The sequence below is a fragment of the Halomonas sp. MS1 genome (genome assembly GCF_024182575.1).
Lineage (GTDB): Bacteria > Pseudomonadota > Gammaproteobacteria > Pseudomonadales > Halomonadaceae > Vreelandella.
Map to the genome: position 1 here is coordinate 4,260,176 of NZ_CP098926.1, position 14,655 is coordinate 4,274,830.

Here is a 14,655-nt window from a genome sequence, read left to right on the forward strand (position 1 = left end):
CCCCGAACGGAGCTTCCGGGTCATGCATGATAAAACCGTAACGCAGCTTGCCGCCGCCCTGAAAAGCGGTGAGCTTTCCAGCCGAGAGCTGACTTCACACTTTTTACAGCGTATCGAGCAAGCTGATGGCACGCTCAATAGCTTTATTACTGTCACCGCCGAGCAAGCACTTAATCAGGCAGAAACTGCCGACAATGCGCGTGCTGCAGGCAAGGCTGGCAAGCTAACAGGCATTCCCTTCGCACTGAAAGATATCTTTTGTACGCAAGGGGTGAAAACCAGCTGCGGTTCAAAAATGCTCGATAATTTTATCGCGCCTTACAATGCCACCGTGGTAGAGAAACTCAACGCTGCTGGCACCATTAGCCTGGGTAAAACCAACATGGACGAGTTCGCTATGGGCTCTTCCAACGAAAATAGCTATTTTGGCGCCGTAAAAAATCCCTGGGACCTTACTGCGGTTCCCGGTGGCAGCTCAGGTGGCAGTGCCGCCGCAGTAGCAGCAGGCCTTGTCCCTGCTGCGATGGGCACAGATACCGGCGGCTCTATTCGCCAACCCGCGGCATTTTGCGGCATTACTGGCTTGAAGCCTACGTATGGCCGCGTTTCTCGCTATGGCATTATTGCCTATGCGTCTAGCCTCGATCAGGCTGGCCCTATGGCGAAAAGTGCTGAAGACTGCGCGCACCTGCTCAATGTTATTGCTGGCCATGATGTACGTGATTCCACCAGCGTTGCCCGCGGCGTGCCCGACTACACAGAAACGCTCAACGCACCGCTTTCTGGCCTCAAAATCGGCCTGCCAAAGGAGTACTTTGGCGATGGTTTAGACTCTGACGTCGAAAAAGCGGTCCGCGAGGCAGTGAAAGTATATGAATCATTAGGAGCGACCGTACGCGAAGTGAGCCTGCCGCATACCCACTATGCGATTCCGGCTTATTACGTTATCGCCCCTGCCGAGGCGTCCTCGAATCTCTCCCGCTATGATGGCGTGCGTTTCGGGCACCGCTGCGATGCACCGGCTGATCTTATTGATCTCTACACGCGGTCGCGCGCGGAAGGCTTCGGTGATGAAGTAAAACGGCGCATCCTAATTGGCACACACACGCTTTCTGAAGGCTTTTTTGACGCCTACTACACCAAAGCGCAGAAAGTGCGTCGTTTGATTCGACAGGACTTCCTGGACGCCTTTGAAGACGTAGACGTGCTGATGGGCCCCGCATCGCCAACGCCCGCGTTTGATCTTGGCGCTAAGAAAGATCCGGTGTCCATGTATCTACAGGACATTTACACCATCGCCGTTAACCTAGCCGGCATTCCTGGCATCAGCGTTCCCGCAGGCTTTTCCAATGGCCGTCCGGTAGGTCTGCAGATCCTGGGTACCCACTTTGCAGAAGCACAGCTGCTAAACGTGGCTCACCAGTTCCAGCAAGCCACTGATTGGCACTTACAACGCCCTGCTTTTGCCGAGGAGAACGCCTAATGCAATGGGAAACCGTGATTGGGCTGGAAGTACACGTTCAGCTCGCAACTCGTTCGAAAATTTTCTCCGGCGCCTCCACCGCTTTTGGTGCAGAACCGAACACTCAAGCCTGTGCTGTTGACCTTGGCTTACCCGGCGTTCTGCCTGTGCTGAACGAGCAGGCCGTGGCCATGGCCGTTCAATTTGGGCTTGCGGTACATGCCGATATTCCTGAAATATCGGTGTTCGACCGTAAAAACTACTTCTATCCCGATTTGCCCAAGGGTTATCAAACCAGCCAGATGTATCATCCGATCGTCGGCGCAGGTGATGTTGAAATCACCCTAGATGACGAATCGACCAAGCGTATTCGCATTCATCACGCCCATCTTGAAGAAGACGCTGGCAAGTCGCTGCACGAAGACTTCCACGGCATGACGGGCATCGACCTTAACCGGGCGGGCACACCGCTACTGGAAATCGTCTCTGAACCGGATATGCGCAGTGCAAAAGAGGCCGCCGCGTATCTCAAAGCGATTCACTCTATTGTGACCTATTTGGGCATTTCCGACGGCAATATGGCGGAAGGCTCAATGCGCTGCGACGTTAACGTTTCAGTGCGCCCTAAAGGCCAAGAAGCCTTCGGCACCCGCGCGGAAATCAAAAACGTCAACTCGTTCCGCTTTGTTGAGCGCGCGATTGCTTATGAGGTCGAGCGCCAGATTGAGCTGATCGAAGACGGCGGCAAGGTCGTACAGGAAACCCGCCTGTTTGATCCTGAGCGCGATGAAACCCGCAGCATGCGTACCAAAGAGGAAGCTAACGACTATCGCTACTTCCCCTGCCCGGATCTGTTACCCGTGGTGTTAGATCAAGCTTACCTTGATCACCTTCGCAGCCAGTTGCCAGAGCTTCCTGCCGACAAGCGGGCGCGCTTCCAGAATGAGCTAGGCTTATCGGCCTATGATGCCCACGTACTGTCTGCTAGCCGAGAAATGGCCGAGTTTTTCGAAGAAGTACAGCAAGTGTGCGGCGATGCTAAACAGGCCGCCAACTGGGTACAGGGGGAGCTTTCGGGTGCACTTAACCGTGAGAACCTAAGCATTCAAAACAGCCCGGTTTCCGCAAAACAGCTCGGCGAGCTGATTAGCCGCGTACTGGATGACACCATTAACGGCAAAGCCGCTAAGCAAGTCTTCCAAGCACTGTGGAATGGCCAAGGCGAGAGCGCCGACGCCGTCATTGACGCAAAAGGCTTGAAGCAAGTAACGGATACTGGCGCGATCGAAGCGATGATTGACCAGGTTATCGCAGAGAGCCCGGCTCAGGTTGCTCAATATCGTGATTCTGAGCCAGAGAAACGCGGCAAGATGATTGGTTACTTCGTTGGCCAAGTCATGAAGGCATCTCGCGGTACGGCGAATCCGCAGCAAGTTAATGGCTTGTTAAAAGAGAAGCTGGACGCACTGCTGTAACGTCAACCGACGAGTGACAGCAATGTCATAGCGGCTGCCTCGGCAGCCGCTTTTTTTGTGTCTATAAGCGTTATAACAACTGGCTTGGCTGGGTAAAGCGTTTTAGCTGCGCGCAACCGGCGGCCCACACGTCAGCCTCCAGCTCTGCAATGGCGGCGGTAGGAAAGCCAATCCCCTGGCTCGGCACGCCTTCTACTAACAGGCCCGTCAACTCACCCACCAGCGGCATATGGCTGACGAGCATCATCGGGGCATCTGCAGATTGATTTAGCAGCCATTCACTGACATCACTCGGTGAATCCTCCGGGGTAATAAACGCCAATGTATTAAGTTGCACACCCAAAGCATCACAGATCCGCTGAGCTGTCTGCTGAGCTCGCACAAAAGGGCTGGCATAAATCGTGGGGTAAGATAGTTCACCCTGCTCAATACGCATGGCCAACCAGCGAGCCATTTTTTCGGCTTCAAGCTCACCACGAGGCGTTAATCGGCGCGATTGATCGGGAAACCCCGAGGCAGCCTCACCATGGCGCATAACTAGCACACTAGGCATTCCTGCCTCCATTTTCACGGTGGGCTTGCTGAACAGCCTCACGCGGCAGAATAAATTCCACATCACTGCTTTGCTCGCCCATCATTAGAGTGCGTGCCATCTCCTGAGCCGGAACACCTTCAAACAGCACGCGATTCAAGCCCTCAGCCAGCGGCATATAAACACCCATTTCACGCGCTTTAGCACAGACAAGCTTGACGGTATTTACCCCTTCAGCGACTTGACCTAATGCCGATACCGCCTCATCAAGACCTCGCCCTTCCCCCATGGCGTAGCCAACCCGATAGTTACGGGATAGATTTGAAGAGCAGGTAACGATTAAATCACCGACGCCAGCCAAGCCTAAAAACGTCATCGGGTTGGCACCCTGCGCAACTGCAAAGCGGCTCATTTCTGCAAGTGCTCGCGTCATCAGCATACTGCGAGTGTTCTCCCCCATTCCCAGCGCTGCCGCCATACCTGCGGCAATGGCGTAGATATTTTTAAGCGCCCCACCCAGCTCAACGCCATGGCGATCATTACTGGCATAGACGCGAAAATAACGACAGCCTAACGCCTGCTGCACCCGCGTTCTGGTAAGCGCATCGGCGCTGGCAATGACAGTGGCGGTCAACTGCTTATCAGCGATTTCGGACGCTAAATTAGGCCCTGCGATAACGCCAACGTGGGGAAAGCCAGTTTCCTGCTCAAGCACTTGGCTCATTAGCAAAAAGCTATCTTGCTCAATACCTTTGGTGGTGCTGACCAGAATTTGCTCCGGGGTTAACCAGGGTTTGGCAGCCTGAACAACACTGCGAAACGCTTTGGAAGGGATAGCAATCAGCACTAACTCAGCGTCTTCTAGCACCGATTGAAGATCCGTAGACGCGATGACGGCGGGATTAATTACATAATGTGGTAGATAGCGCCCATTGCGATGCTCGTGATTTATTTGCGTCACCAAAGCTTCATCGCGCATCCACTGGCGCACCTTTGCGCCATTATCTGCTGCAATACTCGCCAGAGCGGTACCAAAACTTCCGCCCCCCAGCACTGCGACATTCATCTGCTGCTCATCAGCCATGACGATATCCTGATCATTGGTCTCGTGCGTTTAGCGCTTACTTTATCATCATCTCTATTAAAACAAGCGGCCCGCTTGGATATCCAAGCGGGCCGCGTCAATCAACTACTGACTCATCAAGCCGTCAAGACGTTATTAAGCCGCTTAACATAGGCAGCGGGGTCATCAAGATGACCACCTTCAGCGATGATCGCCTGATCCAGCAAAATATGCGCCAACTGGCCAAACAGGTCGCCGTCAGCATTTTCCAGACGCGCCACCAGAGCATGGTTGGGGTTTAGTTCCAGAATCGGCTTCACCTCGGGCAATGGCTGGCCAGCGGCTTCCATAATCCGACGCATCTGATAGCCCATTTCATGCTCAGGGAGCACGACACAGGCGGGCGAATCGGTTAAGCGGTGGGTGATTTTCACCTCTTGAACACCCTCGTTTAGCGCTTCCTTGACGCGCTTAACCAAGTCTTCTTTAGCTTTAGCTGTTTCTTCCTGAGCTTTCTTCTCTTCCTCGTCTTCCACATCGCCAAGGTCCAACTCACCTTTAGCCACATCGGCAAACGATTTACCATCAAACTCAGTGAGATGACTCATTAGCCACTCGTCAATACGGTCCGATAGCAGCAGCACCTCGATACCTTTCTTACGGAAGATCTCTAAGTGCGGGCTGTTTTTCGCCGCATTAAAGCTGTCGGCGACCACGTAGTAAATCTTCTTCTGCCCCTCTTTCATACGCTCAACGTAGTCGACCAGTGACTGCTCCTGGGCGGCAGTATCGGTATGCGTTGAAGCAAAACGGAGCAGGCCAGCAATCTTTTCGCGGTTGGCGGCGTCTTCACCTGGCCCCTCTTTTAGCACGCTGCCAAATGTATTCCAGAAGGTCTGGTACTGCTCATTGTCTTTCGCCAACTTCTTGAGCATATCCAACGCACGCTTGGTCAACGCACCCTTGATCTTATCGACCTTGGGGTCTTGCTGGAGCAGCTCACGAGAAACGTTCAGAGAGAGATCGCGAGTATCTAATACGCCCTTGATAAAGCGCAGATACAGGGGCAAGAACTGCTCCGCGTCGTCCATAATGAACACACGCTGAACATACAGTTTAACGCCTCGCGCGCCATCACGATCGAACATGTCAAACGGTGCACGACCCGGCACATACAGCAGGCTGGTGTACTCCAGCTTACCCTCGACCTTATTGTGGCTCCAGGTCAGCGGGTCGCTAAAATCGTGGGCAACGTGCTTGTAAAATGCCTTGTACTCGTCCTCAGTGACATCGCTTTTCGGACGCGCCCATAATGCAGTCGCTTCGTTCACCGTTTCCCACGTGGTGATTTCACTGCCTTCAATATCGTTGCCTTCGTCGTCCTTCGCCGTTTCGGTTTTAGGCATGCGCACGGGCACTTCAATATGATCGGAGTATTTGCGCACTAGCCCTTGCAGGCGATAGTCGTCGGCAAACTCTTTAGCATCGTCTTTAAGATGCAGCGTAATTTCAGTGCCGTGACGTTCACACTCAATATCAGCAACGGTGAATTCACCCTCACCCTTTGAGCGCCACTCGACCCCTGCTGAGGCGTCAGTGCCCGCTTTGCGGGTGCGTACCGTCACTTCATCAGCAACGATAAATCCAGAGTAGAAACCTACCCCGAACTGGCCAATCAGCTTAGCGTCTTTCTGCTGCTCGCCAGAGAGCTGCTTAAGGAACTCTGCGGTACCTGAGCGTGCGATAGTACCCAGATTCGCAATGACATCATCGCGATTCATGCCAATGCCATTATCACGTAGCGTGATGGTGTTAGCCTCGCGGTCATGCTCAATTTCAATGCGCAGCTCGCTGTCACCTTCATAAAGCGCATCGTTATCAAGTGCGGCATAACGCAGCTTGTCACAGGCATCAGCTGAGTTAGAGATCAGCTCGCGTAAAAATATCTCCCGGTTAGAGTACAGGGAGTGAATCATTAAATTTAGGAGTTGCTTAACTTCCGTTTGAAAGCCAAGAGTTTCTTCCTGGGTTGCCGTCGTCATGCGCTTAGCCCTCATTAATCACGTTGTGCTTGGTGCTCCTGCCTAACGTAAGGCAGGAGCGAAAAAGGTTGTGAACTCAATATGGGGATAAGCGGCGGGATTTCAAGAAGGTGAGTGAGAAGAAGCGGCTGGCGCTTCCTCTGCATATTTCCAATTACGATATTCTGACAGGTGGGTATCGACACGATTAAGTAACCAACCTACGATCAAAACATCATCAACAACGCCAATCATTACGAGAAAGTCGGGAATAAGATCAAAAGGCATGACAAGATAAGCAAGTGCTAGCGCCATCAGCCCAAAGGCCGACCAGGGAATAGGGCGAAAACTGCCTCGCAGCACGTCACGCGTCATAGGCAAAAACAGCTTTAGAGCTCGGCCAATGCGTTTCACTGCCCATACACGTGTTTTGAGCCGTCGAAACAACCACCACGTAGACATTCGTGCCATCGTTATTGAATCCTCCAGGTTTCGTAATTATCAGAACATTGTTGGCACATTTAGTTCATCATCGACCCAGCAATACAGTTCTAGCACTATAGCGGCTAGACACCATTAGCGAGCAAGAGGGAGTGCCATGCAAGCTTCGCCATTTCGATTAACATTTCGCAGCCTATTTGCGGCAATGCTCATCGGTTTACCAACTGCCTCCTGGGCAACATCTGACTCAGCGATGCGTGAGGCACTTGAAGCTGCACGTCAACAGCAGTGGCAACAGATCAATGACCGCGCGATAGAGGGGCATATCCTTAGCGGCTATGTTGACTACCATCGCCTACGTAGCCAATTGCCTAATGCAGCCCCCAGTCAAGTGCTGCAGTTTATCGAGCGCCATGCTGATTCACCGCTATCAGAATGGATGCGTGGCCAAGCGATCGCAAAGTATGGCTATGCGGGCCGATTTGGCGACCTGCTTGCCGTTGCTGACGGCGTACCAACAGGCACTGCTCGTCAGTGTTACTACTACACAGCTCTCTTGGATAGAGCACCTGCTGAAGCTCGCGAAGCGGGGCTTGAGCTGTGGCTCGTGGGTAGCTCCCAGCCAGATGCCTGCGACCCGCTGTTCAATCGCCTTCGCGCGGATGGCACCATTGATGCCACGGCAATTTGGGAGCGTAAAATGCTCGCCTGGCAGGCGGGCGAAGAGCGCTTAAGCAGCTATTTAGGCGGGTTGTTGAGCAGTCAGTGGCAAACAGCACTGAATACCGCTGAAACGGTCAAAAACTCATCAGGCGCGCTTGCCTCAGCGCCTACCTGTCTTGGCCCTGAATGCGCTGCCACGGCGGCGTTTTATAAAGCCGCCATGCAGCGCTACACGCGTGAAAACACCCCAGCAGCCTTCTCAACGTGGCAAGCCATTGGGCCACGCCTCAACTTAGCCCATACTGACCGCCAAGCGATCGAAGAAGAACTTGCGTTTTATGCACTTGTACGCAACGTTCCTGGCACCCTTTCCTGGGTCGACAGCGTCCTACCCTCGCTGAACAGCGAACGCGTATTAGAGTTGCGCGTTCGCGACGCTCTGGCCAAAAGACAGTGGACCGACGTCGTCCACTGGATCACTGAAATGCCTAGCAGTCAGCAGGAAAGTAGCCGCTGGCAGTACTGGCTAGCCAGGGCCAATGAGCAACTGGGTAATCGTGACGCAGCGTTAGCGCGTTACCAACAAGCAGCAACCGACCGAAGTTTCTATGGCTTTGCTGCTGCCGAAAAACTCAACCAACCCTACCAGCTCAACTTAGAACGCAACCATTTTGACGAAGCCACTAGGGCACAAACGGCACGCCTGCCGGTGGTTCAGCGCACCGAAGCACTCCTACGTATAGGCGAAGATGGGCTAGCCAACAGCGAGTGGCTGTATGCCGTACAGAATGGCACACCCTATCAGGCGCGGGCGCTCGCCGATTACGCCGCTCACCAGCAGTGGCATGCTCGCTTAGTGCAAACCACGATTGCAGCTGAAATGTGGGACGCGCTGGATTGGCGTTTCCCTGCGGCCTATCGTGATAGCTTCCTGCATTGGGGCCGTATAACCGGCGTCGACCCTTATTTACTGATGGCCATTACCCGTCGTGAAAGTGCTTACAACCCAGTCGCCCTTTCACCTGCCGGTGCCCGTGGGTTAATGCAGTTAATGCCAGGGACTGCTAGCCAAGTTAGTCGTCAACTGGGGCTAAATGATCCAGGTCCTTACGGCGTTTTAGAACCTGAGCTTAATATTCGCTTAGGTAGCACCTACTTACGTGACAAGCTGGAACGCTATCAAGGCAATCGGTTGGCCGCCACCGCCGCTTATAACGCAGGACCAGGCCGAGTAGATCAATGGCTAGGCAACAACAGCATGGAATCATTTGACCTATTTGTAGAAAGCATTCCTTTCCGGGAAACCCGAGATTATGTGCAGGCCGTGTTGAGCTATCGGGTTATTTTCGAAAGTCTGGCAAACGGCGGCAACAGCGAGGGTGTCTCACTGCTTAGTGAGAGTGAGCAGGCCGTTCGCTATGACCGCGCGCTGCTTGTAAGCCGATAACCTCGACATACCCCCCACCGATACAGCGCCCGGTTATACCGGGCGCTGTTCTAACGCTAAACGAACGCCAAATACCACCAGCACCACACCGGTAGCGGCATTGAGCGTTTGTGCAAAACGAGCGCTGGCCAACCATTTACTTGCCCCGCCCACCATTAGCACCACGCTAATTTGCCAGATATTGGCAATCACGAAATGAACCCCGGCAAGCCATAATGATTTCAGCAGCGCGGGATCAGAAGGCGAAATAAATTGGGGTAAAAATGCCATATAGAACACCACAGTTTTGGGGTTCAAGACATTGGACAGCAACCCTTCTTTGATGGGTTGCCAAAATGTCACTGGAGAGCCGCTTATCACTACGCCCCCAACAGGCAAGGGAGTACCACGACGCGCCGCCAGCAGACTGGAGATACCTAGCCAAATCAAGTAGGCAGCCCCCACCAGTTTTAGCATATTAAATGCCCAGGCCGACTGCAGCAGTATCAGCGAAATACCCAGCGCTGAAACAGTCGCGTGGACAAACAACCCGCAGCAAATAGCAATACTTGTTGCAACACCATCTCGAACACCACCACGAGCAGTGTTGCGAATGACGAGCAGCGTATCAACCCCAGGGCTTATTGATAGCAGCGTTATCGCCACAAGGAACGAGACAAACTGAGCATCGATAAAGCCGATTTGCGTCATAAGAGGAAGCCCACCAAAAGTTAAAAAATCTTAGGTCCGCAACTGGACGTCTGAATTATTTGCTTCTACATTAATTTTGGCAGGCATTCACAATGGATGCATGCCCAATCATTAAGCATGTTAAGGATATGGACGATGGCGACTGGCACTGTCAAGTGGTTCAACGAGACCAAAGGTTACGGCTTCATCTCTCCTGATGATGGCGGTGACGATCTATTTGCCCACTTCTCCGAAATTCAAGCTGAAGGTTTCAAGACCCTGCAAGACGGTCAAAAAGTCAGCTTTGAGGTAACACAGGGTAAAAAAGGCCTTCAGGCTTCTAACATTCGTCCGGTCTAACACCAGAGGAATAAAACAAGGCCCGCTCATGCAGCGGGCCTTATTCATATTCCCTGATTATGTAAGCACATTACTCCTGAGCACGCTCAGTGTCTTGCTCCTCACCAACACTCTCCATACTTTCACTGTCCATACTTTCACTGATCGGTTGCTCACTCTCGAGGGCCTCAAACTGCTCTTCTAAACGCTTTTGCGCTTCTTCAAAACGTCGCTCAGTGTCTTCAATCAGCGCATCTACGTCGGTGGCTTCCAAATGATCATCTAAGTCTGATGTACTGGGTAAGCTGGACTCCGCTTCCCAACTTGGGGTTGGAGCGTCACCATCCATCGGCTCCAAGGTCGGTGACTGCTGCTCGACTTCTTGAAATTGCTCATCTAAGCGACGCTGGGCTTCTTCAAAGCGGCGCTCGGTCTCAGCAATAACGTCATCGACATCTGAACGAGTGGTTTCGCCAGGCATAGCACTGGCTTCATCGAGAGCATCTTCGGGGTCCGCTGCAAGCGTGTCTTCATCTGCCTGCACCTCTTCGTTATTGGGCGAGGTTGAGGCTTCCGATGCATCACTACTGTCATCTTTCAGCGCCTCTGCTTCCTCTAGCTCCTCTGCCGCTTGACGCGCTTCAATGTCCTCTTCGATATCATCCGCACTAGCGGCTTCATCCGTCTCTTCGCTGCCATCTGCAGCAATAGGTGCCTGTTGAGCATCAACGTCACTGCTAGAGGTGCTCTCTTCGTTTTCTGGCGTGGCATCTTCCTGAGCATCGCCGCAGGCGCTTAGCAGCAGCGCGAGACTGGCCAGTAGTGGCATCCAAAAGCGATTTACCATTGGGCTTTCTCCTTAATAGTGATTCAAGTAATAAAAAACACTTAGTGGCGATCATTAGCCGTCAATAGTGAGCACCCTTCCGGCAGCAGCACTTTCAAGGCAAGTGGCACGACTTCGACGCAAAATCGCTCATAGCGACGCGCCTCTCCATCTAAGGTTAACGGCCAAGGCTCGTCATCTGGCTGAGTCGTCACCGACAGCTGGCTGGCGGTAAAATAGCGCACAAAGCGCCCTTCGGCTGGAAACTGCTGCAGCTCATTCAGCAACCTCGGCAACTCTGCCGCTGATGAAAAGTCCTTGACCAGTAGCACATCGAAACGGCCATCGTCGAGCTTAGCTCTTGGCGCCAATACTTGCCCGCCGCCAGATTGGCGACCATTGCCCAGTGCGAGCAGTAATAGCGATACTTCTTGCTGTTGATCCCCCCAATGCAACGTGCCGCAATAGCTGCGATGCCGCCATGCTTTTAAAGCGCCCATCAGGGAATATGCGCCACCACCTAACATGCGCTTTAGCGTTTTGGGGGTTGATGAGGTAATTTCGGCGCCAAATCCGCCAGTTGTCATGTTGACGTAATAACTAACCGCTTCTTCTGCGCCTGACTGAGCGGTCATTCTGATCACATCAATTGGCGCTGGAGACAAGTGCCTTGCAGCCTCAAGCGCTGGCCCTGGCTCCAGCGGCAAACCGAGGGAAGTAGCAAAATCGTTGGCACTGCCTAACGGTACAATACCTAGCGCTGGTCGCAGATCATGAGCAATCCGCATGAGCCCGTTAACCACTTCATTGACGGTACCATCGCCACCGCAGGCAATGACCCGCGTGGCGCCCAGCTCGACCGATTGGGCAGCGAACTCAGCGGCATCGCCGCCTTCCCAGGTCGAACGTACGATGATTGACATCCCTGCCTTGCGCTGCTCTTCAACAGCTTCGCGCAGCGCCGGGTTACCGGCAGACTTACCGTTAATAATCAGTAAATAGTGCTGCTGTGCATCTGTCACCGGCGCATTCCCTCTCCATGGTTAGTTCGCTGGCTTACCTTATGCCAGCGCTTTCTCAACAACTTCGAATACGTTTGACGATAAAGGCTCCTGCTTAATACGCACAAGCTCGTCGCGCATTAACTGTTGACGCTCTTCGTCGAAACGCTGCCAACGGGTTAACGGTGTCACCAGCCGTGCAGCTATTTCGGGATTCAGGCGATTCAGCTCAATAACCGCATCGGCTAACAGCGCGTATCCTTTACCATCTAAACGGTGGAAATTAACCCGATTTTGGGCAAATGCTCCGATCAAAGCACGCACTTTATTAGGATTCTTAATTGAAAATGCTGGGTGCTGCATTAGATATTGCACACGCTCAAGAACATCTGGCTGTGGGCGTGACACCTGTATGGTGAACCACTGATCCATCACCAACGGGTCATGTGCCCATTTTTCGCCAAAGGTCTTCAGTGCTGGAGACGCGATATCATCACGGTCACTATGAACCAACAAGGTCAGCGCATGACGAACATCGGTCATGTTATGTTCCGCAGCAAACTGCGTTTCGCAAAACGCAATGCCCTCTTCGTCCTCAATCGCCATTAAATACGTTAAGGCGACGTTTTTGAGGCTACGCTGGGCAATCTGTTCAGGCGTTGGCGCGTAGGGTTCATCGCGTTGGTTCGCTTTATACACGGCGACAAATTCATCACGCAGCGCAACGGCTAACGACTGACGCACGAATTCGCGAGCGGCGTGTATTGCGTCCACATCTACAATCGGCTGCTGCTCGGCAATATAGGCTTCAGAGGGTAGCGTCAGCATTTCTGCCAGCACCGCTTTATCGCTCATAGCGCCGGTAAGCAGCGTTCTAAAGGCTTCCACAACACGGCTATCCATGACCTTTTCAACACCATTACGGTGTGCAGCGATTAGATCATCTAACGCCAGCATCGCAAGCCGCTGGCCGGCATCCCAACGGTTAAAGCCATCGCTGTCATGCGTCAGCAAAAACGCAAGGTCTTCACGCGAATAGGGAAAGTGCAGCTTCACGGGTGCAGAAAAATCGCGCAGCAGTGAAGGAACTGGCGCTTCAGCAACATCAGTAAAGACAAACCTCTGCTCATCTTCGGTGAGATGAATAACCGCGTCGTTACCTAGCTTTTCACCCGACAGTGTTAATGTCAGGTCCTGCCCCGACTTGGTGCCCACTAGCCCCATACGTACGGGAATGTGTAACGGCAGTTTGTCTGATTGTCCTGGAGTCGCGGGGGTACGTTGGCGCAGAGTGAGATGATACTCCCCATGGACATAGTCGTATTCACCGTGCGCATCTATTTCAGGCGTACCTGCCTGGGAGTACCAACGCATGAATTGACCAAGGTCTACATCAGACACCTCGGCCATGCAGCCCACAAAGTCTTCGATGGTCACTGCCTGCCCATCAAAACGTTCAAAATAAAGATCTGAGCCGCGACGGAAGTCTTCCCAACCCAGTAAATTACGCAGCATGCGCACAACCTCTGCGCCCTTTTCGTAAATCGTCAGGGTGTAAAAGTTGGTGATTTCAATAAAGTGGTCTGGCCGGATCGGATGCGCCGTCGGCCCTGCATCTTCGGCGAACTGAGCAGTGCGGAAAAACGACACGTCTTGAATGCGCTTAACGGGAGCCGAGTTGGTGTCGGCGGAAAAGCACTGGTCACGAAATACGGTAAAGCCTTCTTTTAAAGAGAGTTGGAACCAATCACGACAAGTCACGCGATTGCCTGACCAGTTGTGAAAATATTCATGGGCAACAATCCCTTCCACATTTTGGAAGGCTGCGTCCGTCGCGGTATTGGGATGAGTTAATACCGCAGCGGAGTTAAATATATTAAGCCCTTTGTTTTCCATTGCTCCCATATTGAAGTCATTCACTGCCACAATCATAAACAGATCAAGGTCGTATTCACGGCCATAGGTCTGTTCGTCCCATGCCATGGCACGCTTAAGGGAGGCCATCGCATGTTCGGTTTTATCTAGGTTTTCTTGCTCGACCCATAACTGCAGCGTCACGTTGCGACCGCTCATAGTCTCAAAAGAATCTTCCACCTTATGCAAATTACCGGCGACTAAAGCGAACAGATAGCAGGGTTTCGGGTGCGGGTCTTCCCAGGTTGCGAAGTGACGGCCATTTTCCAACGCACCTTGATCAATAGGGTTACCATTGGCGAGTAGCACTGGCTCACTGGTGGCGTTACCAATCACTGTTACCTTAAAAGTGGCCATTACATCAGGACGATCGGGGTAATAAGTAATTCGCCGAAAGCCTTCTGCCTCACACTGGGTGCAATACATGCCGTTAGATTGGTACAGCCCTTCCAACGCAGTATTACTGCTGGGAGCTAGCTCCACCTCACTCTCCAGCATAAAGGTCTCTGGCACATCCGCTATGTGCAGCGCCTCATCCGTTAACTGATACGCAGCATCAGACAAAGGGCTGCCATCGATAGCGAGTGATATCAGCGTCAGATGTTCACCGTTAAGCACTAACGGCGCTTGTGAATCAGCGCTTGGATGACGCTCTATTTGCAGGCGTGCTTTCACGCGGGTTGCTGCAGGGTCAAGATCAAACGTCAGCTCGGTATGGGTAACTAGGTAGGCGGGCGGCTGATAGTCGCTTAAATAAACCGGCTGCGGATCAGACATAGTGCGTGACTCCTGTAAGCTTATA

General features: G+C 52.8%; 12 protein-coding genes. 4 read left to right on the forward strand and 8 right to left on the reverse strand.

All coding sequences use genetic code 11. The features are described from left to right. Window positions 1-22: 22 nt before the first annotated feature. On the forward strand, window positions 23-1,483 hold the full coding sequence (gene gatA / locus NF683_RS19745) for an Asp-tRNA(Asn)/Glu-tRNA(Gln) amidotransferase subunit GatA (protein ID WP_089037626.1): 1,461 nt from the start codon (window positions 23-25) through the stop codon (window positions 1,481-1,483). Next, a complete protein-coding gene (gatB, locus tag NF683_RS19750) occupies window positions 1,483-2,937 on the forward strand; it encodes an Asp-tRNA(Asn)/Glu-tRNA(Gln) amidotransferase subunit GatB (protein ID WP_089037625.1) in 1,455 nt (484 codons plus the stop codon). Before gatA ends, gatB begins: the two co-directional genes overlap by 1 nt. Window positions 2,938-3,007: 70 nt before the next feature. Here gatB and sixA read toward each other — a convergent pair whose 3' ends face one another. The 4 genes from sixA to NF683_RS19770 form a co-directional block, all read right to left on the reverse strand. Beyond that, a complete protein-coding gene (sixA, locus tag NF683_RS19755) occupies window positions 3,008-3,490 on the reverse strand; it encodes a phosphohistidine phosphatase SixA (protein WP_089037624.1) in 483 nt (160 codons plus the stop codon). Continuing rightward, window positions 3,483-4,553: an NAD(P)H-dependent glycerol-3-phosphate dehydrogenase gene (locus tag NF683_RS19760; RefSeq protein WP_089037623.1), complete on the reverse strand. Its 1,071-nt coding sequence runs from the start codon at window positions 4,551-4,553 to the stop codon at window positions 3,483-3,485. The genes sixA and NF683_RS19760 overlap by 8 nt, the downstream gene beginning before the upstream one ends. Before the next feature lie 116 nt (window positions 4,554-4,669). Then, window positions 4,670-6,574 carry a molecular chaperone HtpG gene (gene htpG, locus NF683_RS19765; RefSeq protein ID WP_089037622.1) on the reverse strand — a complete coding sequence of 635 codons (1,905 nt, stop codon included), beginning with the start codon at window positions 6,572-6,574 and terminating at the stop codon, window positions 4,670-4,672. 102 nt (window positions 6,575-6,676) lie between these two features. Then, window positions 6,677-7,024 (reverse strand): YkvA family protein, encoded by a 348-nt coding sequence (locus tag NF683_RS19770; RefSeq protein ID WP_089037621.1) that lies wholly within the window; start codon window positions 7,022-7,024, stop codon window positions 6,677-6,679. A 127-nt stretch (window positions 7,025-7,151) separates the two neighbouring features. Between NF683_RS19770 and NF683_RS19775 the strand changes: the two genes are divergently transcribed. Continuing rightward, a complete protein-coding gene (locus NF683_RS19775; RefSeq protein WP_089037620.1) occupies window positions 7,152-9,104 on the forward strand; it encodes a transglycosylase SLT domain-containing protein in 1,953 nt (650 codons plus the stop codon). Between the two features lie 33 nt (window positions 9,105-9,137). Here the strand turns inward: NF683_RS19775 and NF683_RS19780 are convergent, their stop codons facing one another. Further along, window positions 9,138-9,794, reverse strand: a complete 657-nt coding sequence (locus tag NF683_RS19780) for a LysE family translocator (protein ID WP_089037619.1) — start codon at window positions 9,792-9,794, stop codon at window positions 9,138-9,140. 135 nt (window positions 9,795-9,929) lie between these two features. Between NF683_RS19780 and NF683_RS19785 the strand changes: the two genes are divergently transcribed. Further along, window positions 9,930-10,133 (forward strand): cold-shock protein, encoded by a 204-nt coding sequence (locus NF683_RS19785; RefSeq protein WP_009721950.1) that lies wholly within the window; start codon window positions 9,930-9,932, stop codon window positions 10,131-10,133. Window positions 10,134-10,203: 70 nt separating this feature from the next. Here the strand turns inward: NF683_RS19785 and NF683_RS19790 are convergent, their stop codons facing one another. Genes NF683_RS19790 through pepN form a run of 3 tightly spaced genes read right to left on the reverse strand, consistent with a single transcriptional unit; the run spans window position 10,204 to window position 14,630 of the window. Continuing rightward, window positions 10,204-10,959, reverse strand: a complete 756-nt coding sequence (locus NF683_RS19790; protein ID WP_089037618.1) for a hypothetical protein — start codon at window positions 10,957-10,959, stop codon at window positions 10,204-10,206. Between the two features lie 41 nt (window positions 10,960-11,000). Next, entirely contained in the window at window positions 11,001-11,960 is a 960-nt protein-coding gene (yegS, locus tag NF683_RS19795) for a lipid kinase YegS (RefSeq protein ID WP_089037617.1), read from the reverse strand. A gap of 39 nt (window positions 11,961-11,999) precedes the next feature. Continuing rightward, on the reverse strand, window positions 12,000-14,630 hold the full coding sequence (gene pepN / locus NF683_RS19800; RefSeq protein WP_089037616.1) for an aminopeptidase N: 2,631 nt from the start codon (window positions 14,628-14,630) through the stop codon (window positions 12,000-12,002). Between the last annotated feature and the right edge of the window lie 25 nt (window positions 14,631-14,655).

Excerpts from the sequence above, each read along its gene's own strand:
- gatA (WP_089037626.1), top strand. The coding sequence starts at position 23 with ATGCATGATAAAACCGTAACGCAGCTTGCCGCCGCCCTGAAAAGCGGT.
- gatB (WP_089037625.1), top strand. The coding sequence starts at position 1,483 with ATGCAATGGGAAACCGTGATTGGGCTGGAAGTACACGTTCAGCTCGCA.
- sixA (WP_089037624.1), bottom strand. The coding sequence starts at position 3,490 with ATGCCTAGTGTGCTAGTTATGCGCCATGGTGAGGCTGCCTCGGGGTTT.
- NF683_RS19760 (WP_089037623.1), bottom strand. The coding sequence starts at position 4,553 with ATGGCTGATGAGCAGCAGATGAATGTCGCAGTGCTGGGGGGCGGAAGT.
- htpG (WP_089037622.1), bottom strand. The coding sequence starts at position 6,574 with ATGACGACGGCAACCCAGGAAGAAACTCTTGGCTTTCAAACGGAAGTT.
- NF683_RS19770 (WP_089037621.1), bottom strand. The coding sequence starts at position 7,024 with ATGGCACGAATGTCTACGTGGTGGTTGTTTCGACGGCTCAAAACACGT.
- NF683_RS19775 (WP_089037620.1), top strand. The coding sequence starts at position 7,152 with ATGCAAGCTTCGCCATTTCGATTAACATTTCGCAGCCTATTTGCGGCA.
- NF683_RS19780 (WP_089037619.1), bottom strand. The coding sequence starts at position 9,794 with ATGACGCAAATCGGCTTTATCGATGCTCAGTTTGTCTCGTTCCTTGTG.
- NF683_RS19785 (WP_009721950.1), top strand. The coding sequence starts at position 9,930 with ATGGCGACTGGCACTGTCAAGTGGTTCAACGAGACCAAAGGTTACGGC.
- NF683_RS19790 (WP_089037618.1), bottom strand. The coding sequence starts at position 10,959 with ATGGTAAATCGCTTTTGGATGCCACTACTGGCCAGTCTCGCGCTGCTG.
- pepN (WP_089037616.1), bottom strand. The coding sequence starts at position 14,630 with ATGTCTGATCCGCAGCCGGTTTATTTAAGCGACTATCAGCCGCCCGCC.